The 24,148-nt window shown below is 42.7% G+C and carries 28 protein-coding genes and 1 pseudogene; 24 read left to right on the top strand and 5 right to left on the bottom strand.

The annotated features are described in order from the left end of the window. The first annotated feature begins 4 nt into the window (after positions 1–4). The 11 genes and pseudogenes from ACN6MY_RS18385 to sigK all read left to right on the top strand — a co-directional run bounded on the left by ACN6MY_RS18385 (position 5) and on the right by sigK (position 9,060). Positions 5–1,033, top strand: coding sequence for a Gfo/Idh/MocA family protein (locus ACN6MY_RS18385; RefSeq protein WP_419881468.1), 1,029 nt, complete (start codon positions 5–7; stop codon positions 1,031–1,033). A gap of 23 nt (positions 1,034–1,056) precedes the next feature. Continuing rightward, complete coding sequence (locus ACN6MY_RS18380; protein WP_419881467.1) at positions 1,057–2,097, top strand: Gfo/Idh/MocA family protein; 1,041 nt, start codon at positions 1,057–1,059, stop codon at positions 2,095–2,097. 20 nt (positions 2,098–2,117) lie between these two features. Continuing rightward, positions 2,118–3,086: a sugar phosphate isomerase/epimerase family protein gene (locus tag ACN6MY_RS18375; protein ID WP_419881466.1), complete on the top strand. Its 969-nt coding sequence runs from the start codon at positions 2,118–2,120 to the stop codon at positions 3,084–3,086. Positions 3,087–3,437: 351 nt separating this feature from the next. Beyond that, positions 3,438–3,677 (top strand): YrhC family protein, encoded by a 240-nt coding sequence (locus ACN6MY_RS18370; RefSeq protein WP_419881465.1) that lies wholly within the window; start codon positions 3,438–3,440, stop codon positions 3,675–3,677. Positions 3,678–4,094: 417 nt separating this feature from the next. Next, the gene (locus ACN6MY_RS18365) at positions 4,095–4,232 is read left to right on the top strand and encodes a YrzI family small protein (protein WP_419881464.1); all 138 of its coding nucleotides are present in this window, start codon (positions 4,095–4,097) and stop codon (positions 4,230–4,232) included. A 64-nt stretch (positions 4,233–4,296) separates the two neighbouring features. Then, positions 4,297–4,437, top strand: coding sequence for a YrzI family small protein (locus ACN6MY_RS18360; RefSeq protein ID WP_419881463.1), 141 nt, complete (start codon positions 4,297–4,299; stop codon positions 4,435–4,437). A gap of 102 nt (positions 4,438–4,539) precedes the next feature. Continuing rightward, the gene (locus ACN6MY_RS18355; RefSeq protein WP_419881462.1) at positions 4,540–4,674 is read left to right on the top strand and encodes a YrzI family small protein; all 135 of its coding nucleotides are present in this window, start codon (positions 4,540–4,542) and stop codon (positions 4,672–4,674) included. A 728-nt stretch (positions 4,675–5,402) separates the two neighbouring features. Next, positions 5,403–6,596: a YhgE/Pip domain-containing protein gene (locus ACN6MY_RS18350; RefSeq protein WP_419881461.1), complete on the top strand. Its 1,194-nt coding sequence runs from the start codon at positions 5,403–5,405 to the stop codon at positions 6,594–6,596. Positions 6,597–6,645: 49 nt separating this feature from the next. Then, positions 6,646–7,185, top strand: coding sequence for a PadR family transcriptional regulator (locus ACN6MY_RS18345; RefSeq protein WP_419881460.1), 540 nt, complete (start codon positions 6,646–6,648; stop codon positions 7,183–7,185). Between the two features lie 379 nt (positions 7,186–7,564). Then, a pseudogene (wrbA, locus tag ACN6MY_RS18340) lies at positions 7,565–8,180 on the top strand (NAD(P)H:quinone oxidoreductase). 166 nt (positions 8,181–8,346) lie between these two features. Beyond that, positions 8,347–9,060 carry an RNA polymerase sporulation sigma factor SigK gene (sigK, locus tag ACN6MY_RS18335; protein WP_071350542.1) on the top strand — a complete coding sequence of 238 codons (714 nt, stop codon included), beginning with the start codon at positions 8,347–8,349 and terminating at the stop codon, positions 9,058–9,060. Positions 9,061–9,329: 269 nt separating this feature from the next. Here the strand turns inward: sigK and ACN6MY_RS18330 are convergent, their stop codons facing one another. Continuing rightward, the gene (locus ACN6MY_RS18330) at positions 9,330–9,671 is read right to left on the bottom strand and encodes a hypothetical protein (RefSeq protein ID WP_419881459.1); all 342 of its coding nucleotides are present in this window, start codon (positions 9,669–9,671) and stop codon (positions 9,330–9,332) included. Positions 9,672–9,825: 154 nt separating this feature from the next. Here ACN6MY_RS18330 and ACN6MY_RS18325 point away from each other — a divergent pair, with 154 nt between their 5' ends. Beyond that, the gene (locus tag ACN6MY_RS18325; RefSeq protein ID WP_419881458.1) at positions 9,826–11,634 is read left to right on the top strand and encodes a M3 family oligoendopeptidase; all 1,809 of its coding nucleotides are present in this window, start codon (positions 9,826–9,828) and stop codon (positions 11,632–11,634) included. An 82-nt stretch (positions 11,635–11,716) separates the two neighbouring features. On the opposite strand, the gene pssA is transcribed toward ACN6MY_RS18325, so the two are convergent. Further along, positions 11,717–12,256 (bottom strand): CDP-diacylglycerol--serine O-phosphatidyltransferase, encoded by a 540-nt coding sequence (gene pssA / locus ACN6MY_RS18320; RefSeq protein ID WP_419881457.1) that lies wholly within the window; start codon positions 12,254–12,256, stop codon positions 11,717–11,719. 111 nt (positions 12,257–12,367) lie between these two features. Here pssA and ACN6MY_RS18315 point away from each other — a divergent pair, with 111 nt between their 5' ends. After that, a complete protein-coding gene (locus ACN6MY_RS18315) occupies positions 12,368–13,171 on the top strand; it encodes a phosphatidylserine decarboxylase (protein WP_419884212.1) in 804 nt (267 codons plus the stop codon). 46 nt (positions 13,172–13,217) lie between these two features. On the opposite strand, the gene ACN6MY_RS18310 is transcribed toward ACN6MY_RS18315, so the two are convergent. Next, complete coding sequence (locus ACN6MY_RS18310) at positions 13,218–13,358, bottom strand: sporulation histidine kinase inhibitor Sda (RefSeq protein WP_071353594.1); 141 nt, start codon at positions 13,356–13,358, stop codon at positions 13,218–13,220. Positions 13,359–14,014: 656 nt separating this feature from the next. Here ACN6MY_RS18310 and ACN6MY_RS18305 point away from each other — a divergent pair. The 8 genes from ACN6MY_RS18305 to ACN6MY_RS18270 are packed head-to-tail and all read left to right on the top strand — an operon-like array spanning position 14,015 to position 19,031. Continuing rightward, positions 14,015–14,536, top strand: a complete 522-nt coding sequence (locus tag ACN6MY_RS18305) for a YqeG family HAD IIIA-type phosphatase (RefSeq protein ID WP_071350749.1) — start codon at positions 14,015–14,017, stop codon at positions 14,534–14,536. A 14-nt stretch (positions 14,537–14,550) separates the two neighbouring features. Further along, positions 14,551–15,642, top strand: coding sequence for a ribosome biogenesis GTPase YqeH (gene yqeH, locus ACN6MY_RS18300; protein ID WP_419884211.1), 1,092 nt, complete (start codon positions 14,551–14,553; stop codon positions 15,640–15,642). A gap of 17 nt (positions 15,643–15,659) precedes the next feature. Continuing rightward, positions 15,660–16,502: a shikimate dehydrogenase gene (gene aroE, locus ACN6MY_RS18295; RefSeq protein WP_419881456.1), complete on the top strand. Its 843-nt coding sequence runs from the start codon at positions 15,660–15,662 to the stop codon at positions 16,500–16,502. Further along, the gene (yhbY, locus tag ACN6MY_RS18290) at positions 16,496–16,789 is read left to right on the top strand and encodes a ribosome assembly RNA-binding protein YhbY (protein ID WP_419881455.1); all 294 of its coding nucleotides are present in this window, start codon (positions 16,496–16,498) and stop codon (positions 16,787–16,789) included. Before aroE ends, yhbY begins: the two co-directional genes overlap by 7 nt. An 11-nt stretch (positions 16,790–16,800) precedes the next feature. After that, a complete protein-coding gene (locus ACN6MY_RS18285; protein WP_419884210.1) occupies positions 16,801–17,370 on the top strand; it encodes a nicotinate-nucleotide adenylyltransferase in 570 nt (189 codons plus the stop codon). Continuing rightward, entirely contained in the window at positions 17,360–17,932 is a 573-nt protein-coding gene (gene yqeK, locus ACN6MY_RS18280) for a bis(5'-nucleosyl)-tetraphosphatase (symmetrical) YqeK (RefSeq protein ID WP_419881454.1), read from the top strand. The genes ACN6MY_RS18285 and yqeK overlap by 11 nt, the downstream gene beginning before the upstream one ends. Beyond that, positions 17,932–18,288: a ribosome silencing factor gene (rsfS, locus tag ACN6MY_RS18275; RefSeq protein ID WP_419881453.1), complete on the top strand. Its 357-nt coding sequence runs from the start codon at positions 17,932–17,934 to the stop codon at positions 18,286–18,288. The genes yqeK and rsfS overlap by 1 nt, the downstream gene beginning before the upstream one ends. Beyond that, positions 18,285–19,031: a class I SAM-dependent DNA methyltransferase gene (locus ACN6MY_RS18270; RefSeq protein ID WP_419881452.1), complete on the top strand. Its 747-nt coding sequence runs from the start codon at positions 18,285–18,287 to the stop codon at positions 19,029–19,031. Before rsfS ends, ACN6MY_RS18270 begins: the two co-directional genes overlap by 4 nt. 78 nt (positions 19,032–19,109) lie before the next feature. Here ACN6MY_RS18270 and comER read toward each other — a convergent pair whose 3' ends face one another. Beyond that, positions 19,110–19,937, bottom strand: a complete 828-nt coding sequence (gene comER / locus ACN6MY_RS18265; RefSeq protein ID WP_419881451.1) for a late competence protein ComER — start codon at positions 19,935–19,937, stop codon at positions 19,110–19,112. 91 nt (positions 19,938–20,028) lie between these two features. Here comER and ACN6MY_RS18260 point away from each other — a divergent pair, with 91 nt between their 5' ends. From ACN6MY_RS18260 to ACN6MY_RS18250, 3 genes are all read left to right on the top strand, one after another. Further along, positions 20,029–20,712 (top strand): helix-hairpin-helix domain-containing protein, encoded by a 684-nt coding sequence (locus tag ACN6MY_RS18260; RefSeq protein ID WP_419881450.1) that lies wholly within the window; start codon positions 20,029–20,031, stop codon positions 20,710–20,712. 84 nt (positions 20,713–20,796) lie between these two features. Next, positions 20,797–21,360, top strand: coding sequence for a ComE operon protein 2 (locus ACN6MY_RS18255; protein WP_090989079.1), 564 nt, complete (start codon positions 20,797–20,799; stop codon positions 21,358–21,360). Between the two features lie 12 nt (positions 21,361–21,372). Continuing rightward, on the top strand, positions 21,373–23,673 hold the full coding sequence (locus tag ACN6MY_RS18250; protein WP_419881449.1) for a DNA internalization-related competence protein ComEC/Rec2: 2,301 nt from the start codon (positions 21,373–21,375) through the stop codon (positions 23,671–23,673). A gap of 118 nt (positions 23,674–23,791) precedes the next feature. Here ACN6MY_RS18250 and ACN6MY_RS18245 read toward each other — a convergent pair whose 3' ends face one another. Then, on the bottom strand, positions 23,792–23,926 hold the full coding sequence (locus ACN6MY_RS18245) for a YqzM family protein (RefSeq protein ID WP_071350737.1): 135 nt from the start codon (positions 23,924–23,926) through the stop codon (positions 23,792–23,794). Positions 23,927–24,148: the final 222 nt, after the last annotated feature.

Raw genomic sequence — 24,148 nt, 5'->3', positions numbered from 1 at the left:
AGGGATGAGGAAGTTGAGAATTGGCGTAATAGGCTGCGGAAGTATAGCCACACACAGGCATTTGCGGGAGTATGCGGCGAATCCGGAGGCTGAAATTGCAGCAGTGTGCGATATTGTGAAAGAACGTGCAGAAGAAAAAGCATCTCTATATCAGGCAAAGCCTTATACAAGCTATGAGGAGCTCCTTGCCGATGATTCGATTGATGCAGTTTCTGTATGTACGCCGAATTATCTCCATGCACCAATCACGATTGCTGCACTGAAGGCAGGAAAGCATGTGCTGTGCGAAAAGCCGATGGCAACCTCCAAGGAAGATGCAGAAGCGATGATTAAAGCAGCTGAGGAAAGCGGCAAAAAGTTAATGATTGCCCATAATCAGCGTTTTGTACCTTCACATGTGAAAGCCAGAGAGCTGATTGAAAGCGGAAAAATCGGAAAGCTGTTCAGCTTCAGAACGGCGTTTGGCCACGGAGGCCCTGAAGGCTGGAGTGCTGACGGCACGAATAGCTGGTTCTTTAAGAAAAGCCAGGCATTCATCGGTGCCATGGGCGACCTCGGTGTACATAAAACCGATCTGCTCCGCTATCTGCTGAATGAAGAAATTACGGAGGTTGGAAGCTTTGTAGAAGGCTCTGCCAAAGAAAACAGCGATGTGGATGATAATGCTGTATGTATTTTAAAAACAGAAAGCGGAATTATCGGTACACTGGCTGCAAGCTGGTCTTACACAGCGAAGGAGGATAATTCTACAATCCTTTACGGCGAGCATGCCATTGTGAGAATTGAAGATCATCCGGAATACTCATTGATTGTTCAATATAAATCAGGGGAAACAGTAAATTATGAACTTGGCCAAATCCAATCCAATGGTGTAGGCGGCCAAAATAGCTCTGGAGTCATTGAAAAATTTATCGGAAGTATTCTTTCTGGCAAAGAGCCAGCTGTAAGCGGAGCAGAAGGCATGAAGTCGCTGATGGTAGTCCTTGCCGCTTTGAAATCGAACGAAACAAAGAGCATTGTTCGAGTCGGATAGGTTCTTAATCAGGAGGTTTTGTTATGACAATTCTTAAAGTTGGCATTATCGGGGTTGGGGGGATTGCCCAAAACCGGCATATCCCTACGTTTCTGAAATTAGCTGACAAGGTTTCAATATGCGCCCTGTATGACACAGATTTTGAAAAAGCGAGGCAAGTGGCGGCTGAACTGGATATCCCGCAGGTTGCCCAAACTCATGCAGAACTGTTTGAATTCGCGGATGCTGTTGTCATTTGCACGCCAAACAAATTTCATTCAGAGCTGGCAATCGAAGCCTTGAATGCCGGATGCCATGTACTGTGCGAAAAACCGATGGCATTGTCTGCAGAAGAAGGGAAAGAAATGATTGCCGCTTCTGTCAGGGCAGGCAAGATTTTGTCCATTGCCTATCATTACCGGTTTATGAAGGAAGCAATTGCCGCCAAAAAAGTCATTAATGAAGGCGAAATCGGCACTCCGCTTGTGATCCGGGTACAGGCGCTTCGCAGGCGGAAGGTTCCCGGGTGGGGAGTATTCATCAACAAGGAGCTTCAGGGAGGCGGAAGCTTGATGGATTATGGCTGCCATCTGCTTGATTTGGCACTTTGGCTGATCGGAAATCCAAAGCCGGCCGAAATTAGCGGAACAACCTATGACGTATTGAGCAGGATTCCAGGTCAGGTCAATCAATGGGGCTCTTTCGACCATCAAACCTTTGGGGTGGATGACCATGTATCAGGGTATATCCGTTTTCAAAATGGAGCATCCCTGCTGCTTGAAACCTCCTGGAGCAGCAATATAAAAGAAGATGTAGTCGAAAACGTAAGCATCTCCGGTGATAAGGGAGGGCTTGAGGTTTTCCCGTTCAGCCTCAATTACGCAAAGCATGGCATGTTGTTCAACAGCAGTGCCGAATGGCTGCCGGGTGCGGATGATCCAAGCCTCCCGCAGGCGGAAAACTTTGTTCTTTCCTGCCTTGGAACGGCTGAGCAGGTTGTAAAAGCAGAGGAAGCCCTGCAGGTGACACAGATTATTGAGGCGATATATGAAAGCAGCAGCAAAGGCTGCAGTGTGAGGATATAAATCAGGAAGGGCGGATAAGAATGAAACTAGGAGTATTTACTGTATTATTTGCAGATAAATCTTTTGAAGAAATGCTGGATACCGTCAAGGAAGCCGGCCTTCATGCGGTAGAAATAGGGACAGGCAATTATCCGGGCAATGCCCACTGTCCGTTGGATGAACTTCTGGAAAGCAAAGAAAAGCGGGAGGATTACCTGAAGCAAGTGACTTCAAGGGGCCTGATCATCAGCGCTTTCAGCTGCCATGGCAATCCGCTGTCTCCGGATAAGGAATTTGCTGCAGTTTCCCATGATACATTTGTTAAAACCGTAGAGCTTGCATCACTCCTGGATGTACCTGTGGTAAACTGCTTTTCCGGTGTAGCCGGGGATCAGGAAGATGCCAAGCATCCAAACTGGCCTGTTGCTCCATGGCCGAATGAATATGGAGATGTGCTGACATGGCAATGGGAAGAAAAGCTCATCCCTTACTGGAAGCAGTGGGGGAAATTTGCAGAAGAAAAAAATGTGAAAATCGGCCTTGAACTTCACGGAGGATTTCTTGTCCATACCCCGTACACTCTTTTGAAGCTTAGGGAGAAAACCTGCAATGCAATCGGCGCCAACCTGGATCCAAGCCATCTTTGGTGGCAGGGAATCGATCCGGTCGCAGCCATTAAGATACTTGGCAAGGAAAACGCGATCCACCATTTTCATGCAAAGGATACATACATCGACCAGGAAAATGTAAACATGTATGGCCTTACAGACATGCAGCCATATGACAGTGTAAGGACTCGGGCATGGTCCTTCCGTTCTGTAGGCTGCGGCCATGGCTTGCAGGAATGGTCTGACATGATGAGCGCGCTTCGCACATTTGGATATGATTATGCAGTATCCATCGAACACGAAGACCCGCTGATGTCAATTAACGAAGGCTTCATGCGTGCAGTGAAAAACCTGCAATCCGTATTAATCAATGAAAACCCATCCTCCATGTGGTGGCTATAATGAAAATCCGGGGACTCCAAACTGAGTCCTCTTTTCTTTTGGCTGGCACAGAGTAATGATGTTTTGTCCTTAGAAGGCAAAGAGCGCCTTCTATTCTGATGCGTCTTATGCTGGTCAAGACTGAACAGGCGCTTGCGCTTTTTACATAATCCAGCTTCAGCGCCTAGCCCTTCGAGGTCATAAGTCACGTAAGAAGTGAAGGCAAAAGGCGCCTTCTCTTCTTACGCGCCTTATGCTTGTCAGGGCTGAACAGGCGCTTATGCTTTTTACATAATTTACAATCGGGAATGCTGTCTTTTGTATGGTAGAATAGGACTAGTGATAGATTGTGAGAATCCTGGAGGTGTCTGTATGAAGTCGAAGGAACAAACGAAGGTGCTTATGGCAAAAATGCATGATTTTAAACGATTTGCGATGATACTGCTTTGTATTGGTTCGTTCTTTTATATAGGAACCATCCTTCCTAACCCAAATATAACTATGGCTAATACTTATGCTTACATGATAACCAGCACAGCAAGCCTGCTTGTGTCTGTTCTCTTTTTTATGAAAGCTAAAACATATAAACGGCATTTAGATGAAATCGGATAATGTATAGTCTAAATTGAATCCTGCACCATATACTGAACAAGTGATGTTTAGTGTGGTGCAGGATTTTTTATGCAATAAATTATGAAATTTAGGCAAATAACAGGTTTACAAAACAGTATTTTTTGGATATACTTACCAATGTAAGATAAAAACTGCTAAAGGAGGTCGAAGGAAATGACTTATATCATTGCTGAATTTACAGCTGCAAAGTTTTCCTGTGCAACAACACAATTTAAAAATGAATTCGACCTGTACGGAGCAGAATTTTCTTAAGGCAATATTTTGCTTTTAATGAATGATGCAGATAATCCCGGCCGCAGGAGGATTCGTTATCCTGCGGCCTTTTTATGCCTAAAACAGCCGCAGGAGGCCTAATCTTTCTGCGGCCTTTTTCTGTCCAAAATCGGAGGTGATACCATGACACTGAATATCCTGTTTTTTACGGTAACGATTCAAAAATACAAAAAAACGGCACAGCAATGTATCCAGGAAGATCGCTCTATGAAGATCCGCAAGGAACATATCGATCGTGCCCTCATGCATCGAAGAATGTAAAAATCGGCTAAAGCACAATGAAAGCACAATGAAAGCAGAAAGAAGCAAAAAGAGGTGACAAAGAATGAAATTAAATATTATTTTTCTCACAATTACAATTAAAAAAAGCAATTTAACCAAGGAAGAATCTATACACCAGGAAAATATACGCAGTCTGAGGGACCACTACAGAAACCGCGGGATCATGCATGGAAACATCAATTAATTTTACTAAAGGGGAGAATGTGATGCTGATAAATCATAGAAAAGTAAGGTTATGGCCGGGGAATGGAAAGGGAAATGACTGCCTGTAAGGGGGTGAAAACATATGATATTGAATATGCTGTTTTTTACAATTATCATCAAGCGAAAGAACATAACGGCTGAAGAGTTTAAACATCGTGAAGAAATGAAAAAATTGCGTGAAGAATATATCGTCCGCGGTTTAATGCACAGAAATTAACAATGATAAAAATAATTGGAGAGAGGATGAAGTAATATGAATAGAAATGGAGCAGCAGGAATGGAAACCAAAGGGTGCATTTGGCATCAGAAGGATACCGGCTAACGTATTATTTTGTAAGAAGAAAAGGAGATTTCACATTCTTGACATAATTTGTATGAAAAATGTTCAAATTTCAAGGAATTGTTAGCATATAAAGCATGTTACCTTTTATGAAGGATTAAATAAAGGAGTGCACAGTTTATGTTTACAATTGTGATATCCTTGGTTGTTGCCACGATCATTGGAATAGTAATAGCAACAGAAGTATTACTCGACATGTAAAATGGAAATGCTTATGGCTTTTTGCTGTAAGCATTTTTTTATTTGGCTTCGTGAAAATACATGGGAGATTTCTGCATGCATATATCTCTGTTGAAAACGAGTTCCATAGAAATGGCTCTTTTTTTTATGGCTCTATTCTTAAAGATTGTTGTTTTTTAATGAGTTCTGAAAGGCGTACGCATTGTTCAATCTGGTTGATTGGAGCATAATTTGCGAGCCTCCTGATTCGGAAATCAACCACTTGTTCAATAGCAACAAAGTTAACGAAAACAGTTTTTTTTATTGACTCTGATGGTAAAGTAAAATAAACTATAAAAGTACTTTGATTAAAGTACTTTTAAAATAGTAGTTTAATTAAACTAAATAAAAATAGTCCATTTTAACTTGGGAAAGGAAGCGAACGAATGAAGTTTACTCAATTTTTAAAAACAAAAGGTGCAAGTGCGGCAATCTTTATGGGGATATTCTACGCCATTGCAATGTTAGGAATTTTCTTGCCTGGCTATTCAGCAGTACCAGGAAATATCGATAAATTACCCATTGCTATTGTCAATCAGGATGCAGGTGAATATGGGGAGAAAATTGCAGGCCAATTACAAAAAAATCTGCCCTTTAAAGAAATTGAGACGGATTTAACAAATAAAAAAGCCTTAAATGAATTAGAACATAACGATTTAGCATTAGTAGTACACATACCGAAAAAGTTCTCTGAGAATCTGCAAAAAGGTGAAGTGTCATCAAGCATCGACTTTACGATTAATGAAGCAGGGGCACAAACTGTTTCCTCCACAATGAAATCTGTGGTTACTGAAATCAACAGCCAGTTAAGCACACAATTCTCCCAGCAGACAGCTGAAGGCGTGTTAATGAACTTTAATGTGCCAAAGGAACAAGCTGCTCAATTAGCTAAAAAGATTGAAACAACTTATTCAGGAAACGTAGTAACAATTAACGAAGTACCAGACGGCATGAACAATAATATGCTGCCAATGTTCTTGACTATGGCTGGTTATACGGGTGCGATGATCGGAGCGATGCAATTAGTAAGTGCTTTTAGAGAAAGCCGCGGAAAAGCAAGTAAAAAACGCTTATTCACATATGTACAAATAACTGCCTTAATGATTTCAGTAGTATCATCATTGGTGGCTTTAGGTATAGCATATCTAGTCAATAAGCCCAGTGGTGACCTGTTCTTAAGTTTAGCAGGGCAACAAGTTCTAAACTATATGGTGTGTTTCAACTTTACAGCAATTGTTATCTTTTTAATGGGCGATGCTGGCATGATTTTAAACTTACCGATTTTATTGATCCAAACATTAGCAAATGGTTCCACCATTACTCGTGATATGATGTACTTGCCTTATGAGTGGATGAGCCATATTTCACCGATGTATTACTCAGTACAGGCATACTTTGCAAATCTATTTGGCAGCATTAGTCCAAGTCCATACATTTGGTCAATGGCAGCAATTGGTGCAGGTGCTATGGTAATCAATATGGCTATTGTCGCGTTTATTCATAAACCAATGCCGATTGAGAGTAAGGAAATGAAGGCTGAAACGGAAAGTGTAAAGAATGCTGCTGAAATTACAGCTTAGTTTTTGTTAAAATAAGAAGATAACTCTCTTCTTACAAGGAGCAATGCGGATGTCCATTCAAATTTTTATATTGAGCAAGCTGATGGAGGATGACAATTATCCTTATAAATTAAAAAAACAGCTATCTGAGCCTATTCCATTGGATGAACTGGGCGGGCTGACAGAAAGTAAACTGTACTACAATTTTGATTCGTTAGCGAAAAAAGGATTAATTGAGGCAGTTGAAATCATAAAAGAAGAACATCGGCCGGATAAGCAGGTATTTGCAATTACAGCTAAAGGCCGGGAAGAATTGCCGAAATTAATCTATAAGCTGTTTGAAAATGAGGATGAAATTAAAGATATGGTAGTTGGCTTAGCAAATATCAACTATGTGGATCGTGACAGGGTAACAGCAATACTCGAAAAAAAATTAAGGAATATTAAAACACGCTGGGAGCAAATAAGCGGGTATGAAGATAAGGTTAAGATAGACAAAGAAAACGAGGCGTTTGTAGAATTTATGGCAGGCTATGTTTCGACTAAAACCGAACATACCATATATTGGCTTGAGGAGTTAATTAAAAAGATTAATCAAGGCGCCATTTAATAGTGTATCAGATGAGCCAGTTTTCCTTGGAAGGGAAACTGGCTTTTTCTGCTTTCATTAGACAGACCAGTAATTGAACGACAGCCCTTGTTAAAGTACATTTCATCTGTACTTTGTTGGCTGGGGCGAAACGTGACGGGGTATTATCGCTAAAGAGAGAGCTAACTGGAGACAAGTTGTAAGGATTCTAGGAAGAATTCCGTGAATCTTATATCTGCAGTAGAAATCGACGGGCCAATGTTACAGAGCCTTTTTTTTAATTGTATTCCGTTTTTTCAGCTGCGGCCCATTTCTAGTCCGTATCCCATGCTTTTAAGACGCTTATTGGGGGTATGTAATTAGAATATAGAAAATTCCAAGATAAAGGGGAGAGGAAGTCATGACAAACATTAATTTAGCTGTTATTTATTACAGCATGAGCGGAACGAACTATCAGCTGTCGCGCTGGGCCGAGGAAGGTGCGAAAGAAGCGGGGGCTGAAGTGAAGGTATTGAAGGTGCCAGAACTGGCTGGCACCAAGTTCCGTGATTGAAGGAAATCCTGCTTGGAAAGCTCACTTAGAAGCGACGGAGCATGTGCCTGAAGTCACTTTGGAAGATCTTGAGTGGGCAGATGCAATTATTTTCAGTGTCCCGACGAGGTATGGAAATATGCCTTCGCAGATGAAGCAATTTCTTGATACAACCGGCGGGCTTTGGAGTAAAGGCAAGCTGGTCAACAAGGTTGTGAGCGCAATGACCTCTGCACAAAATCCTCATGGCGGACAGGAATCCACCATTCTGTCGCTATACACAACCATGTTTCATTGGGGAGCAATTGTGGCAGCGCCAGGCTACTCGGATCCTGTTTTATTCGGGGCAGGAGGCAACCCATATGGAACAAGTGTGTCAGTGGATCAAAATGGAAACATGCTGGAAGACGTTGAAGCGGCAGTCAAGTATCAGGCGAAACGGACCATTACATTGGCTGAATGGGTGAAAAAAGGCAATCAGTAAAACAATCGCCTTGTTTGCATGAAAAGGCTGCAAACCAGATTACTGAAAAATATATTGCAGTAAAATAATTACCTCCCTAAATTCATTGGTACAGACACAAACAGGCTGCCGTCCGCATAGGTATGAAACATAGGCAAAGGCCCAATGAATTAGGGGAGGTAGAAACATGCCAGACATACTGACAGCAATTGGCTACCTGGTCAAAGAATTTTACTTATTAGTTTCTTATGTAAAAAACAATGCTTTCCCCCAGCCGCTATCAGCAAAGGACGAAAGGAAATATCTGCAGCTCATGGCCCAGGGTGACGGTGATGCAAGAAACATTCTGATCGAGCACAACTTGCGGCTGGTTGCGCATATTGTCAAGAAGTTCGAAAACACCGGGGAAGATACAGAGGACTTGATTTCTATCGGTACAATCGGATTGATCAAAGCGATTGAAAGCTATTCAGAGGGCAAGGGGACGAAGCTTGCCACATATGCGGCGCGTTGTATCGAAAATGAAATACTTATGCATTTAAGAGCTACAAAGAAGACGAAAAAGGATGTTTCGCTGCATGATCCGATTGGCCAGGATAAAGAGGGCAATGAAATTTCATTGATTGATGTACTGAAATCTGAATCAGAGGACGTTATTGATACGATTCAGCTCAATATGGAAATTGAGAAAGTGAAGAAATATATTGACATCCTCGACGACCGGGAAAAAGAAGTGATCGTAGGAAGATTCGGACTGGATTTGAAAAAGGAAAAAACACAGCGCGAAATCGCCAAGGAGCTCGGCATTTCAAGAAGCTATGTCTCTCGGATTGAAAAAAGGGCCCTTATGAAAATGTTCCATGAATTTTACCGGGAAGAAAAAGAGAAAAAGAAGAGCTGAACCACCCAGCTGCCAGGTTAAGGAACCAGGCAGCTTTTTTGATGCTTCATGAAATAAAAAAAACAAAAAATGCGGAGAGAAAACAGCTGTTTTCTCTCCGCATTCAGGAAGTTTCACATATAGATTAATATTTGCCTTTTATCATATCTAAAAATGCATGGTAAATTTCAATTCCCTGAAAGGTTAATAGACTTGAAGCTGTTGCTGAAAAAACGCCCACCATTAGAAAACGGATCCACATGGATACCACTCCTTCGTTTTAAAGTTTTTTACCCTTTAAAATTCAGGAAATTAGCCACATACTTGGAGCTGTAATGCACCGGATCCAAAAATAGAAAGCGCCGGATCAGTTTAACGGATGAAAGGCTGTATATAAACAAGATCAATACAATAACGAAACTGATTTCTGATACCGGAGGAACAATAGCAGGCAATGGAACTTTTTTATCCTGTTCATCTGCTGAGTATTGAACCTTATCATCTTCAAAGGTACTGAGGATCCTGTGGTCTCCGGAAGAGTGATGCACGGTAAATCCGGTGAACATGTGCAGCGCCGCATAGGCTGCAAAAACTATCAGCAATAACTGTGTGATTAGCGCTTTGCTCTTCAACCTGATCCCTCCCTTTAAGAAGTAATCCCATCATACCACCTTTTTAAAAAAATACAATAAGGAAAAAGTTTAAATTTCAGAATCGTTCGATTAAATTGAAAAATCCGCAAAAACCCCTATAATAGAAATATAGAACAGAAAGGGGAACAAATTCATGACATATTCGTTAACTTGGGACTTAGAGGTGTTTTTTAAAGGCGGAAGCTCATCAGAAGAATTTCAGCAATTTCTGCAGGAGGTGAAAAAGCATATACAGGAATTAGACAGCCTTGTCAGCGGATGGAGAGTCAAGTCCGAAGAAAAAGATCAGCATCTCCTGATCAATGCTATGGAGCTTTTTGAGAAAACCCGCATGAAAATAAGCCAGGCCGGCGCTTTTGTCAGCTGTCTGGAAGCCCAGGATATGAATGATGAAAAAGCACATGAACTTCGCTCGGCAATCACCCAAGATTTTGCAGCATTTCAAAATGCCCTGACAAAGCTTGATCAAAAGCTGGTGCAGCTTGATGAGGAATTTTTCCAGTCCATACTTAAGCAAGAACCCTTAAAGGAATTGAAGTACATACTGAATGAACGCAGAGAACAGGCCGGCAGCATGCTGTCTGTTGAGGAAGAATCATTGATCAACCAGCTTGAAGTGGATGGATATCATGGCTGGGGACAGCTTTATGATACAATTGTCGGCTCCATCCGGATTCCTTTTGAAGAAAACGGTGAGAAACAGGAGCTGTCTGTTGGGCAGGCAGCAAATAAATTCTCTGATCCTGACCCTAAGGTAAGAAGCAGCATTTTCAAGGCGTGGGAGCAGGCATGGCAGGAAAAGAGCGATCTTTTGGCTAAAACGCTGAACCATCTTGCAGGCTTCCGGCTGAGTGTTTACGAAAAGCGCGGATGGAAGGATGTGCTAAAGGAGCCGCTTGATATCAACAGAATGCAAAAAGAGACCCTGGACAGCATGTGGGGGGCCATTGCCAGCCAAAAAGAACCTTTGGTTAAATTTCTGAACCGAAAGGCGGAGCTTCTTGGAGTTGAGAAATTAAGCTGGTCTGATTTGGATGCGCCGCTTTCTTCCTCAGGAGAAGCAAAGGTAATGGATTATCAGCAAGGAGCGGCTTTCATTCTCAAGCATTTCAGCAAATTCGGCAAAAAGCTTGCGTCTTTTACTGAAAAGGCTTTCGAGGACAGCTGGATCGAAGCGGAAGACCGTCCAGGCAAGAGGCCTGGAGGATTTTGCACAGGTTTTCCTATCAGCGGGCAATCAAGGATCTTCATGACTTATTCCGGGACACCTTCCAATGTATCAACGCTTGCCCATGAACTAGGGCATGCCTTTCATTCTTATGCTCTGAAGGAGACGCATCCCCTTAACCGCGGCTATGCAATGAATGTGGCTGAAACAGCATCCACCCTGGCTGAAATGATTGTATCGGATGCTGCTGTTAAGGAAGCGAAAAATGATGAGGAAAGGCTGGCACTTCTTGAGGACAAAATTCAGCGATCTGTCGCACTTTTGATGAATATCCATGCCCGCTTTTTATTTGAAACAAGATTCTATGAAGAAAGAAAACAAGGAATGGTCAGTGCCGGACGCCTGAATGAATTGATGGAAGAAGCACAAAAAGAAGCCTATGGAGAAGCACTTAGCGAGTATCATCCGTCATTCTGGGCATCAAAGCTGCATTTTTACATTACCGGTGTGCCTTTCTATAACTTCCCGTATACATTTGGATACCTGTTCTCCCTGGGAATCTATGCCCAGGCTTTGAAGGAGGAAGAAGGTTTTGAAGAAAAGTATATCGCCCTGCTTCGCGATACAGGAAGCATGAAGGTGGAGGACCTTGCCAAAAAGCACCTGAACGTTGACCTGGCGTCAAGCGGATTCTGGGAGGATGCGGTAGGCGCTTGCCTGAAGGATATTGAAGAGTTTCTTGACCTTACCAATCCTCTTGTTAAACAGGCATAATAAAGTATAAAAAAATGCCGCCTGAGTGAAATCAGGCGGCATTTTTTTATTATAATGGGATAAGATAAGTGCAGCAAAATTATTAAACTTTCTTAAGTTTGAATGGACTGACCATTAAGAAAGATAATATAATCATAAGGGACAGCAGAATGACAGGATGGACATGTCCGATGGCCAGAAAGCTCAGGGTAGCCAGGCATCCAGCCGCAGTAATCGGCAATCCGGTGAAATAGCCATTGCTTTCCGAAATATTGAATTTGGCGAGGCGGAATGCACCGCAGCCAATGTAAAATACCGTGAAGAATGTGCCGGGGGCGCCAAAATCTTCAAGAACACCCTGATATAATAATAGAGCAGGCGCTATTCCGAATGAAATAATGTCGCACATGGAATCCAGCTGCTTGCCAAGCTCGGATTCACAATTGAATTTCCTGGCTGCCATGCCATCGAACCGGTCGGCAAGTGCGGCTAGAAAGATTAATAGTAAACTAAGGTTTAACTCATGATTCATGCCAGCAATTATCGCAAATCCGCCAAGGGATAAATTGGTTAAGGTTATGATGTTTGCGGTCTGTGTTTTCAGCTTCTTGACAGTAAGGTCCAGTACGTCAGATATTAACATGTTTTCACTCCTCTTGGACTGGATAATTTACATCCTAAATGCTTATTATATAATAATATTTTATACCGTACAAATTATGCAAGATATTTTTGAATTATTTTACATTTGGTGGTGGAATATTTGTACCAATTTTTTTATCGGTCACTTATAGAATTGACAAACGGAAAATGGAGCTCCCATATTCTGAAAAGGTTCAGCAGTTCAAGTCTCTCAAAGCACCTTATCCCTTCTTATGCTAGGGTTTATAACATCAATCTGGTTGAAAGCAGCCGGAAGCTTGATGAGTATGAAAACCTGCATTCCTTATTTACCAGGCAGCTTAAGGAAAATGCCAGAGTCATAGCGGCGGATCCTTCTGCGGTTGTCAGTCCCGTGGATGGAGTTTTGGAGGATTATGGGGAAATCACTCTGGAAAAAAGCATCATTGTAAAGGGACGGACATACTCGATTGAAGAAATGCTGGAAGACCCTGACTCACTCCAGAAATATCTTGGTGGATCATTTATGGTGCTGTATTTAAGCCCAAGCCATTATCACCGGATTCATGCACCTGTATCCGGCACCGTCAAAAAAAGGTGGGTGCTCGGGAAAAAATCGTATCCGGTCAATAAATTAGGAATGAAATACGGGCGGGCACCACTTTCTAAGAACTACCGGAATATAACCGAGGTTGAACATGAAAAAGGGATGGTAGCCATTGTGAAAGTTGGAGCAATGTTCGTGAATTCAATTGAAATCACCGAGCAATCGGACAAGCTGGTTAAAGGACAGGAGTTTGCCTATTTCAGCTTTGGTTCGACAGTGGTGCTATTGTTTGAAAAAGGAATTTTTCAAAAAGACATACAGAAACCAGTGCCTTCAGATGTCAGAGTCGGAGAAAAGCTGGGTGTCCTTACAGACGCGGAGCAGGAATGACCATAAAGGAAAAAGGCTGATCCCGATGTCAGCCTTTGTAGCTTTTTTACAGTGTTATTCTAATTTTATGTGTGAGGGATCTGCGGTGAATTTCCGTTTCAATAAGACGGATAAAGTCTCTGCTCAATTCTAATTTTCTTGCCTTAAAATAAGATTCAATCAGTAAATCATCAGTTAATTTATTCATAACTTTGCCAGAGCGGCCACTCACCTCCATATTATATCAATCAGGCATAAACGGTGTATCCTGTGCATATATTGACAAGTTAACCTGGTGTATACCCACTTTATCAAATTAGATTGTTAAGAACAACCGTTCCGATATCCACAGGATTTGGTGGATAACCTGTGTTTAACTTGTTTATAATTGGAAGTTCTATGCGTGAAACAAAGGGTAAAATGTGAATAAGGTTATCCACAAAAGTAGAAATGGAGAAATTTGTCGAAAATTATTTCGTTTTTAGCTCTGTTCATCCTGCCTGCTTCTATTTGGACTCTCTTACAGCAGGCAAGGAGCTAAAGGTCTTAGTGCTGCGAAATTAAAACATACATAGTGAGAAAGGCAGCACTGGGCAATCCCTGCCATTATGGAAAAAACATCATTTTCTATAATGGCAGGGATTGCTCGCTGTTTTAGAGTGAAATACAGTCAAAACTGATCGTACAGCTTTGCACTGGAAGGTTCGTTTAAAGGGGAGATTTTTCTTTTTTTCTTTCCTTTCCTTTCGTTGTATATTATGATGGAATTTTGAAGTACATGGTTTTCACTTGCTTTTTTGAAAATTTGAGGGAAATCCGATATGATGGAAACGGTAAAGTCATGAAAAATATTGAGGTGCAGACATGCTTGAAATATTCTTGCCCAGCGAACATGTAAAAAGCATTTTTGACATAACGCCCGAGCAGCTAAAGGAAAAAGGAATAAAGGGAATCATTACAGACCTTGATAATACACTTGTGGAATGGGACCGGCCTACGGCTACACCTAAGCTTATTAAATGGTTTGACAATATGAGAGATCACGGAATTTTAGTGACGATTGTTTCTAATAATAAGGAAAACAGAGTGCGGGCTTTTTCGGATCCGCTTCATATTCCCTTCATCTTTCAGGCGAGAAAGCCAATGAGGCGCGCATTCAGCCGCGCTATTGCCAGCATGGGATTGAAACGGGAAGAAACCGTGGTAATCGGAGATCAGCTTTTAACAGATGTGCTAGGCGGAAACCGCGGGGGCTTTCATACAATTCTCGTGGTGCCAGTCGCTTCCAATGATGGCTTTGCGACAAAACTGAACCGCAAAATTGAAAGACGGATACTCGCGTTTTTCAAACGAAAAGGGATGATAGAATGGGAGGACAGCAATTGAGTAATCAAGAAGAAATGGTTTGTATAGGCTGCGGGGTCAAGGTTCAGACTGAAGATCCTTCCAAGCTTGGATATGCCCCGAAATCTGCGCTTGAAAAGGAAACAATTATCTGCCAGCGCTGTTTCAGGCTTAAACATTATAATGAAGTCCAGGACGTATCTTTAACGGATGATGACTTTTTGAAAATATTGAACAAGGTCGGCGAAACCGACTCCCTAATTGTCAAAATCGTTGACATCTTTGATTTCAATGGAAGCTGGCTTCCTGGGCTTCACCGCTTTGTCGGAGGAAACGATGTTCTTTTAATCGGCAATAAAGCAGATCTTCTTCCAAAGAGTGTGAAGCACAATAAGCTGATTCACTGGATGAAAGAATCTGCGCGTGAATTAGGCCTGAATCCGGTAGATGTTCTGCTTGTCAGCGCTGAAAAGGGAAAACACATCCATGAAGCGGCCGAAGCGATCGAGCATTACCGGAACGGGAAGGATGTATATGTTGTAGGCTGTACGAATGTCGGGAAATCTACATTCATTAATCGCCTTATCAAGGAAGTGAGCGGCGAAGGTGATGTCATCACGACTTCCCATTTCCCTGGAACCACACTTGATACAATTGAAATTCCGCTCGATGATGGACAGGCCTTGGTTGACACACCGGGAATCATCAATCATCATCAGATGGCCCACTATGTCGATAAAAGAGACTTGAAATTCATCACGCCAAAGAAAGAAATCAAGCCGAAGATTTATCAGCTGAATGAAGGCCAAACCTTGTATTTCGGCGGATTGGCGCGACTTGATTATGTATCAGGAGGCAGAAGGTCCCTGACATGCTACTTGTCCAACGACTTGAATATTCACAGAACCAAGCTTGAAAAAGCGGATGAATTATATGAAAATCATGCTGGTGAACTGCTTACGCCTCCCCGCAGAGATCAGATGGATGAATTCCCGAAATTGGTTCCTCATGAATTTACAGTTAAAGAAGGCAAAATGGATATTGTATTTTCAGGCTTAGGATGGGTGACGGTAAACGAACCTGGAGCAAAAATTACGGCACATGTGCCTAAAGGGGTCAATGTTATCATCCGCAAGTCATTAATTTAATAAATGTGGTGGTGCAAATGATGAAATTGTATGGTGTAATCGGAGACCCGATTGCACACTCCATGTCACCGGAAATTCATAATGATGCTTTTGACAAACTGGGTATCGAAGCAGTTTATCATCACCTTCATGTGGTTCCGGATGACCTGGAGGCTGCGGTCAAGGGAATGAAAGCAATTGGCTTCGCAGGCTTTAATGTCACGGTTCCCCATAAAGAGGCCATCATCCCTTTTCTTGATGAAGTGGATGAAGCTGCTTTGGCAATTGGGGCAGTAAACACAGTTGTCCGGGAAAACGGGCGTTTTAAGGGATATAATACTGATGGGATGGGCTTTTACCGTTTCCTCACCGAATGGATCACTGGAGAGCTGTCACATAAGAAAACATTGATCATTGGAGCCGGCGGTGCCGCAAGAGGCATTTATTTTACGTTAGTGAAGCAGGGCATGAAAAAGGCTGATATCGCCAACCGCACGGCGGGCCGGGCCAGGGGGCTGATTGACGATTGCCCTTATAGCAAGGAATCTTTGGCCCTGTCCATCCCTGAAGCAGAAGAAAGGCTTGCTGATTATGACTTGATCATACAGACAACTTCTTCAGGAATGAGTCCAAATATCAGTGAAAAACCGATTAATCTTTCCATTATAAAAGAACAAGCATACGCCGCTGACATCATTTATAATCCGCTAGAGACAGCGTTTTTAAAAGATGCAGCTGCACTTGGAGCCCGTATTGAAAATGGGCTTGGCATGTTTGTGAATCAAGCAGCGCTGGCTTTTGAGCTTTGGACTGGCCAAGCTCCTGATACAGAAAGAATGCAGCAAATTGTTTTGAACAAACTAGGAGGTCACACATGCTGACAGGTAAACAAAAACGATTTTTACGATCAAAGGCACATCATTTACAGCCGATTTTTCAGGTTGGAAAAGGCGGAGTAAATGAAAATCTTGTAAAACAAGTCGGAGAAGCTTTAGAAGCCCGCGAGCTATTGAAGGTAAGCATCCTGCAAAACTGTGATGAAGAACGCGGCACCGTTGCAGAGGAGCTATACAAAGGCGCGAAGGCAGAACTTGTACAGATTATCGGCAATACGATCGTGTTATATAAAGAATCAAAAGAAAATAAACAGCTTCAACTGCCATCGTAAGGAAGAATATGATGAAGAAGATAGGTATCCTTGGAGGCACCTTCGATCCGCCGCATATCAGCCATCTGATTGTGGCAAATGAAGTGCTGCATGCACTGTCTCTTGATGAAGTCAGGTTCATGCCGAATCATATACCGCCCCATAAAGTGAAAACACATGAAGTATCTGATGAAGACCGGCTCTCCATGCTGCATCATGCAATAAGCGGAAATCCCTTCTTTTCGGTCGAGGAAATTGAAATGAAAAGAAAAGGGACTTCCTACACGTATGATACAATCAAGCTTCTTATAGAAAAGGAGCCCGAGTGTGAATTTTATTTTATCATTGGCGGAGATATGATTGAATACCTCCCTAAATGGCATAGAATCAGGGAACTTTTAGAGATGGTCACTTTTGTCGGGGTGAAAAGGCCAGGTTACAGCGAAGCTACGTCATATCCGGTAACCATGGTGGAAATTCCGCAAATGTTTATTTCCTCATCTCTCATCAGGGGAAAAATAAAAAAGGGCTCGCCCATCCAATATTTGCTTCCTGATTCTGTGGTGAGCTACATTAAGGAGAATGGTTTATATGAATCGTGAAGAAGCTTTACAATTAGTAAAGGCGCAAATCACAGAGCAGCGATACATCCATACCCTGGGTGTTACAGAAGCTGCGATTGACCTTGCAAAACGCTATGGAGCTGATATAAAAAAGGCTGAGCTTGCGGCCATTTTTCACGACTATGCCAAATTTCGTCCCAAGGATGAAATGAAGGAAATCATCGTTTCCCAAAAGATGGCCCCTGATTTGCTGGAATATCACTCCGAGCTATGGCATGCGCCTGTCGGGGCATATCTGGTTGAAAAGGAAGCAGGCATCACCGATTGGGACATCCTTGATGCAATTGCTTACCATACTTCAGGAAGACCTGGTATGACATTGCTTGAGAAGATTGTATATCTTGCAGATTATATAGAACCGGGGCGTGCTTTCCCCGGAGTGGACGAGGTCCGCGAAACGGCGAAGAAGAACTTGGATCTTGCTGTCATCGAAGCGTTGAGGAATACGGTCGCTTTTTTAATGAGCAGAAAACAGACTGTATATCCTGATACCCTATTTACGTACAATGATCTTATCAAGAACACGAAGGAGAAGATTTAATGACAGAGCGCGAATTGCTAGTAACGGCTGCTAAGGCGGCAGATGATAAAAGAGCCGAGGATATTGTTGTACTTAATATGAAGGGAATTTCCCTTATTTCAGATTATTTTTTAATCTGCCACGGCAATTCTGACAAGCAAGTGCAGGCTATTGCACGTGAAATGAAGGAAAAAGCCGAAGAAAATGGCATTGAAGTCAAGCGCATGGAAGGGTTTGACGAAGCAAAATGGATTCTTGTTGACCTTGGCGATGTTGTTGCACATATCTTCCACCGTGACGAAAGAAGCTACTACAACTTAGAACGCCTATGGGGAGATGCACCTTCAGAGGACCTTCAAAGCGAATTGAGTCTATGAGCTATGAGCGCTTTGCCTACGTTTACGATGCATTGATGAAGAATGCTCCCTACGAGAAGTGGCTGCAGCTTTTGCTTGATAAGTGGGGAAAGTATGATGTAAGCGGAAAGAAAATTCTTGACCTTGCCTGCGGAACAGGAGAATTCACTGTTGAGCTAGCCAGGTGCGGTTTTGAAGTAGCCGGTGTCGATTTGTCTGAGGAAATGCTTTCTGTTGCCAATGAAAAGGCAAGCCTTCTGGGATGGCAGATTCCATTTTACCAGCAGGACATGGCCGGTCTAGAGGGACTCGGCGTGTATGATGGGGTCACAATTTTTTGCGACTCTCTGAATTACCTCAAAACGGAGAATGATGTTCAGGCTGCCTTCAGGGGCGTGAATGAGCATCTTCATTCTGGCGGGTTATTCATGTTCGATGTGCACTCTGTTTATAAAATGGAGCAAATTTTCCAGAATCACACGTTTGCTGTCAATGATGAAGATGTATCATATATCTGGGATTGCTTTCCTGGTGAAGAGCCTTATAGTGTTGAACACGATTTGAGTTTCTTTGTCCGTGATGAAGAATCCGGGTTATATGACCGCTTCGATGAATGGCATTACCAGCGCACCTATCAGACAGAAACCTATGAACGCTGGCTAAACGATGCAGGCTTTGAAGTTTTGGAGGTTCTTGCTGATTTAAATGAAGAGCCCCCAAGCGGTACAACGGAAAGAATTTTATATATCTGCAGGAAAAAATAAAAAAGTTGAACAGAGCATACAATTCTCTGTTCAACTTTTTTTTTGATGTAAGCAGGAAAATGCCCTTAAGCGGAGAATCTAGTATTTATGCCCAAGATCTTCTTCGATTTGCTCCAGATCTTCCTCGAATTTTGCCTGTGTTGCCTCAAAGAGCCGCGGAAACATATCACCGATTGCCCCTTCGAGCACCTTGATTCCTTCTCCTGTAATCCCGCCTTTTACGCAGACCTTTTCTTGCAGTGACGGAAGAGAATAAATTTCCTGGCTTAATAACTCACCTAATCCCGCCAGCATATTCTGTGTCAGAATCGTTGCGGTTGCTTCATCAATTTTCGTTGCCTGGCAGGCTCCATCAATGAATGCCCTTGCCAGAAAGCTGAAAAAAGCCGGTCCGCAGCTGACAATATCAGAAGCTGCCCTTGTAATTTCATTTGGTATAGAGACAGGAGCGGAGATGGATTTGGCCAACTCTGAAATTTTTTCCTGCCATTCACTGCTGCAAGCTTCTCCAAAAGTCAGCAGAGAAACCCCTGATAGCGCACGGTTTGTGATGCTTGGAATGAATCGTGCACAGTGGCAGTTCAGCTGTGATTCCAGCTGGGCCACTGAAATGGGGCTAGTAATCGACACGACACACTGTTCCTGTATAACGGCCGGTTTTATTTTTGCAATCACTTCAGCAAACTGAAGAGGCTTTACACAAAGGAAGATCAGGTCAGCGCTCCTTGCCGTTTCCTCTGCTGTTTCTGCCACGGATATTGCCCCGCATCTCTCCTGCAGCGCATAAGCCTTTGAAAGTGTCCTGTTCGTGACTGAAATCTCCTCGGGTTTTACAGCTCCAGACCCAAGAAAAGCTTCTATTAAAATGGTTCCCATATTTCCTGTCCCGATAAAACCAATTTTCATCCTGCCACCCCCTCGTTTCTCCTAAAGAGTATGATACTCCCTCCTTGTCTTATGACTTCCATATAATCAATATGAAAGGATGTTAGTTTTCATGGATATTTTATTAAAAAAGAAAATAGCGGCCGTTTTTGGAGCAGTCATCCTTGCTGCCGTAGGATTTTATTATTATCAGGAAACAAAAAGCGACCCGGAAGATCAAATGAATATTTTCCCTTCCCAAGCGGAAAATGCTCTTTCTGCGGATCCCTTAGCTGCCGGGGAAAAAAAGGCTCCAGCCGAAAAGAAGCCGTCTGTTATAAAGGTGGATGTGAAAGGGGCTGTTAAAGCTCCAGGAGTGTTTAATGCAAAAGAAGGAGACCGTGTGATAGATTTGATTGCAGCTGCGGGAAGTTTTTCCCGAGATGCAGATAAAGATAAAGTGAACCTTGCTCAGCTTGTGCAGGATCAGATGGTCATTTATGTGCCAGAAAAAGGTGAAGCACCAGGGATGGAAGGAACTTCGGCACCATCCTCAGGAGCAGTTTCTGTATCACAAGGACCAGCTGTTTCCCAAGGATCGGGTGGAGGTGGAGGGGATGGAAAGGTAAATTTGAATACGGCTGCAGAGGCGGATCTTGAGACATTGACTGGCATCGGCCCGTCAAAGGCCCAGGCCATTCTGGAATACCGGGATAAAAATGGCGGCAGCTTCAAATCGGCTGAAGATTTAAAGAATGTACCGGGAATCGGCGACAAAACCTTTGAAAAATTAAAGGATTCCATTTTTGTGCAATGAATTCCTAGAGCTTCATCTACACAATGATAGGCTTAAAAGGTAGAATGGTGGAGAAACCATTACTGCATGAGGGAGAGACAAATCATGAAACGTATCAGCTGGGATCAATATTTTATGGCACAAAGCCATTTATTAGCTCTAAGAAGCACTTGCACACGACTGACGGTAGGAGCCACCATAGTGCGCGACAAGCGCATCATTGCCGGAGGTTATAATGGTTCCATTGCCGGAGGCACACATTGTATTGATGAAGGCTGCTATGTCATTGACCATCATTGTGTCCGTACCATCCATGCGGAAATGAATGCCATTCTGCAATGTGCCAAATTCGGGGTGCCTACAGGAGAAGCTGAAATATATGTGACACATTTTCCATGTCTTCAATGCTGTAAATCCATCATTCAGGCAGGCATAAAAGCAGTTTATTATGCCAAGGACTATAAAAACCATCCTTATGCCATTGAGCTGTTTGAGCAGGCAGGAGTGAAAGTTGAGCATGTCAGGGCGGAATCACCTGCACAAGGCGAAAAAGAAAAACAGGATTTTGTTATGTCTCTGCTGACAGAACTCGGACATTCAGGAAGAACTCCAGAAGAAATCGCGGAATTGCGGAAACAGGCAGAATCAATATTCAATCCTACTGTTTAACGGGGGAGTTAAGTGGATAAAAAACTCATTTTCACAGCCGTATCAGCGGCACTTGGCACGTCCTACTATTTTTCACGAAGCGGGAAGATTCTGTTCATCCTGCTTCTGTATTTTATATTTCTATATATGACAGCAGGATTTAGAAATCTGCTTCTTCAATGTGCGGCTGCTGCTTTATTTTTTTCATCTGCAAACATAGCGGCAATCCGGCAAAAAACGGTATTTACAGGCAGGGAATCTACCTTTCTCATCACCTTTTCAGAAATGCCGGACTTTGATGGCAGCCTCTTGAAAAGTCCAGTAAAAAGCCGGAATGAAAGCCTTCAGCTATTTTACAGCATAGGAACTGAAGAAGAGAAATCTGCATTGCAGCAATACATGGACCCTGGGCTTTCCTGCTTGATTTCCGGCAAGCTTGAGAAGCCTGAAGCTGCACGAAATGAGAATGGATTTGATTATAAAAAATTTTTGATACAGAAAAACATTTCGTGGATCCTCCGAGCTAAGACTTTATCGTTAGATAGATGCCGCCACAACCCAAAAAACCCCGCATTCATGATTTCCTCACTCAGGGCAAAAGGAATCTCTTATATCTCGGTGCACTTTCCGGAAACTTCAAAAGGCTTTGTCTCTGCATTGATTTTTGGAGATGGGAAGGAGATCGGTGAAGAAGACTATCTGGCCTATCAGAGACTTGGCATCGTCCACTTGCTGGCCATTTCCGGACTTCACGTCAGTTTTTTAACAGGCATTCTATTTTATCTGGGAATCCGCATGGGCATCACCAGAGAAAAAATGAGCATGATCATCCTAATTTTATTGCCCGCATATATGACCCTTTCAGGAGGCAGTCCATCTGTTTTGCGGTCTTGCCTTATGGCCATGCTGTATTTTTTCCTTTCACTTTGCAGAAAAAAGCAGGCTATTACTGCAAGCATGGCTTGTGTATTTCTTTTTCTGCTTCTTTACCGTCCATATATGTTATTTAATATCGGCTTTCAGCTATCTTTTCTTGTTTCATTTTCCATCGTTTTATCATCCCCCATTCTAAAAAAATACCCAAACCATCTTCATCAGCTTTTAATAATGAGCATCATTTGCCAATTGGCGGCCATACCAGTCCTTCTGTATCACTTTTATGAGGTCTCCGTGCTCGGCATTTTCTTGAACGTACTATACGTCCCGCTATATTCCATCCTGTTTCTTCCTTTTTCAATGATAGCCCTGGCTTTTTCGATTTTTTTGCCTCAGCTGTCGGAACCGCTGATTGTGCTGCTGGATCTTTCATTCCGGTTCTGCAGCTGGTTTGCAGAAAGGATATCAAAAATCCCTCTATCTTACCTGACATTTGGAAAACCCGCTTATTGGACCATGCTGCTTCTTTCATTCATCATATTAATCTTATTTATACAATGGGAAAGAACCTCGCTTGCAAAGTGCCGTAAAGCGGTATTCCTTCTTGCTGCAGTTCTTCTTGTTCAATATCATATTAATAAATTTTCCCCTTTTGGAGAAGTGACATTCCTTGATGTAGGGCAGGGTGATTCGATTTTAATACAGCTGCCTTACAGCAGGGGTAATTATCTCATCGATACAGGCGGGCATCTGATGTTTCATCAAGAAAAGTGGAAAGAGCGAAGAAAAGTTTTTGATACGGGCAGCGGTACAATTATTCCGCTGCTGAAAAGCAAGGGGATCCATAGCCTGGATAAGCTGATTCTGACGCATCCGGATACTGATCATATAGGGAGTGCAGATAAAATCCTTGACGGCATTGGGGTAAAACAGATTGTTTTAGGGGCGGGTAATGAACAGAAATATAGGGAGAAGGATTTTATACAGACTGCAGCAAGGAAGGGGATACCGGTTGCAGAGGTGAAAAGAGGGGATCGCTGGAAGGCAGGAGAAGCAGAATTTTTTGTGCTGAATCCCTATCGAAGGGAAGAGGAAACAAATGAATTATCAATCGTGCTGTTTGCAAAAATGGGGGGACTTACCTGGCTGTTTACAGGCGACTTTGGTGTGAAAAGCGAAGGAGAGCTGCTGCGCACCTATCCGGGGCTTTCAGCAGATATTCTAAAAGCAGGCCATCATGGCAGCAAAACGTCTTCTTCAGCAGAATTCCTGAATGGCATTTCGCCAATGGCAGCCGTCATTTCTGCAGGAAAAAACAACCGCTACGGCCATCCGCACCAGGAAACGCTCAAAGCATTATCCATGCTTCATATCAGGGTATTCAGGACAGATGAACAGGGGGCAGTCACTTACCGCTTTTTAGGGAGAAGGGGAACCTTTTCAACCAGTTTGCCATAGTATGTCAGTAAAGGAAGAGCAAATGAAGAAAGAGACCCTAAAGAAAAGCGGCCTCCGTCGGGCGGGAATTCTTCCATTTTTTCCTTGTTAACGCATTCATTTTTGCCGGATAGTGTACTTAAGAACCTATCGTATGAATTACGGTAGCAATGATGAACAACACGGCAAAAAATGCAAATGAAACACCAAATCCAACTCCGGCGTCAACTGCATCATTACGTTTCGATTGGACATTTTTTTCGAATTCGTTCATGGCTAACCCCTCCTATTTCACTTTTAGTATAAGCGATTACAAAATAAAAATCTACAGTTCCATTTTGATTTCCTATACTGACAAGAGTTGTCACAAATACTTTAGCCGTGAGGGGCAACAATAATTATATGAAGCAGGTTGAGCTTCTAAATCAGGTAGCGGACATACTCATCTCATATCTAATACCGCTGTATAAGAAAGTAATCCGGAACTTTCTTGGCA

The organism is Peribacillus sp. B-H-3, assembly GCF_048572925.1.
Lineage (GTDB): Bacteria > Bacillota > Bacilli > Bacillales > DSM-1321 > Peribacillus.
This window is presented reverse-complemented; position numbering and strand designations above follow the sequence as displayed.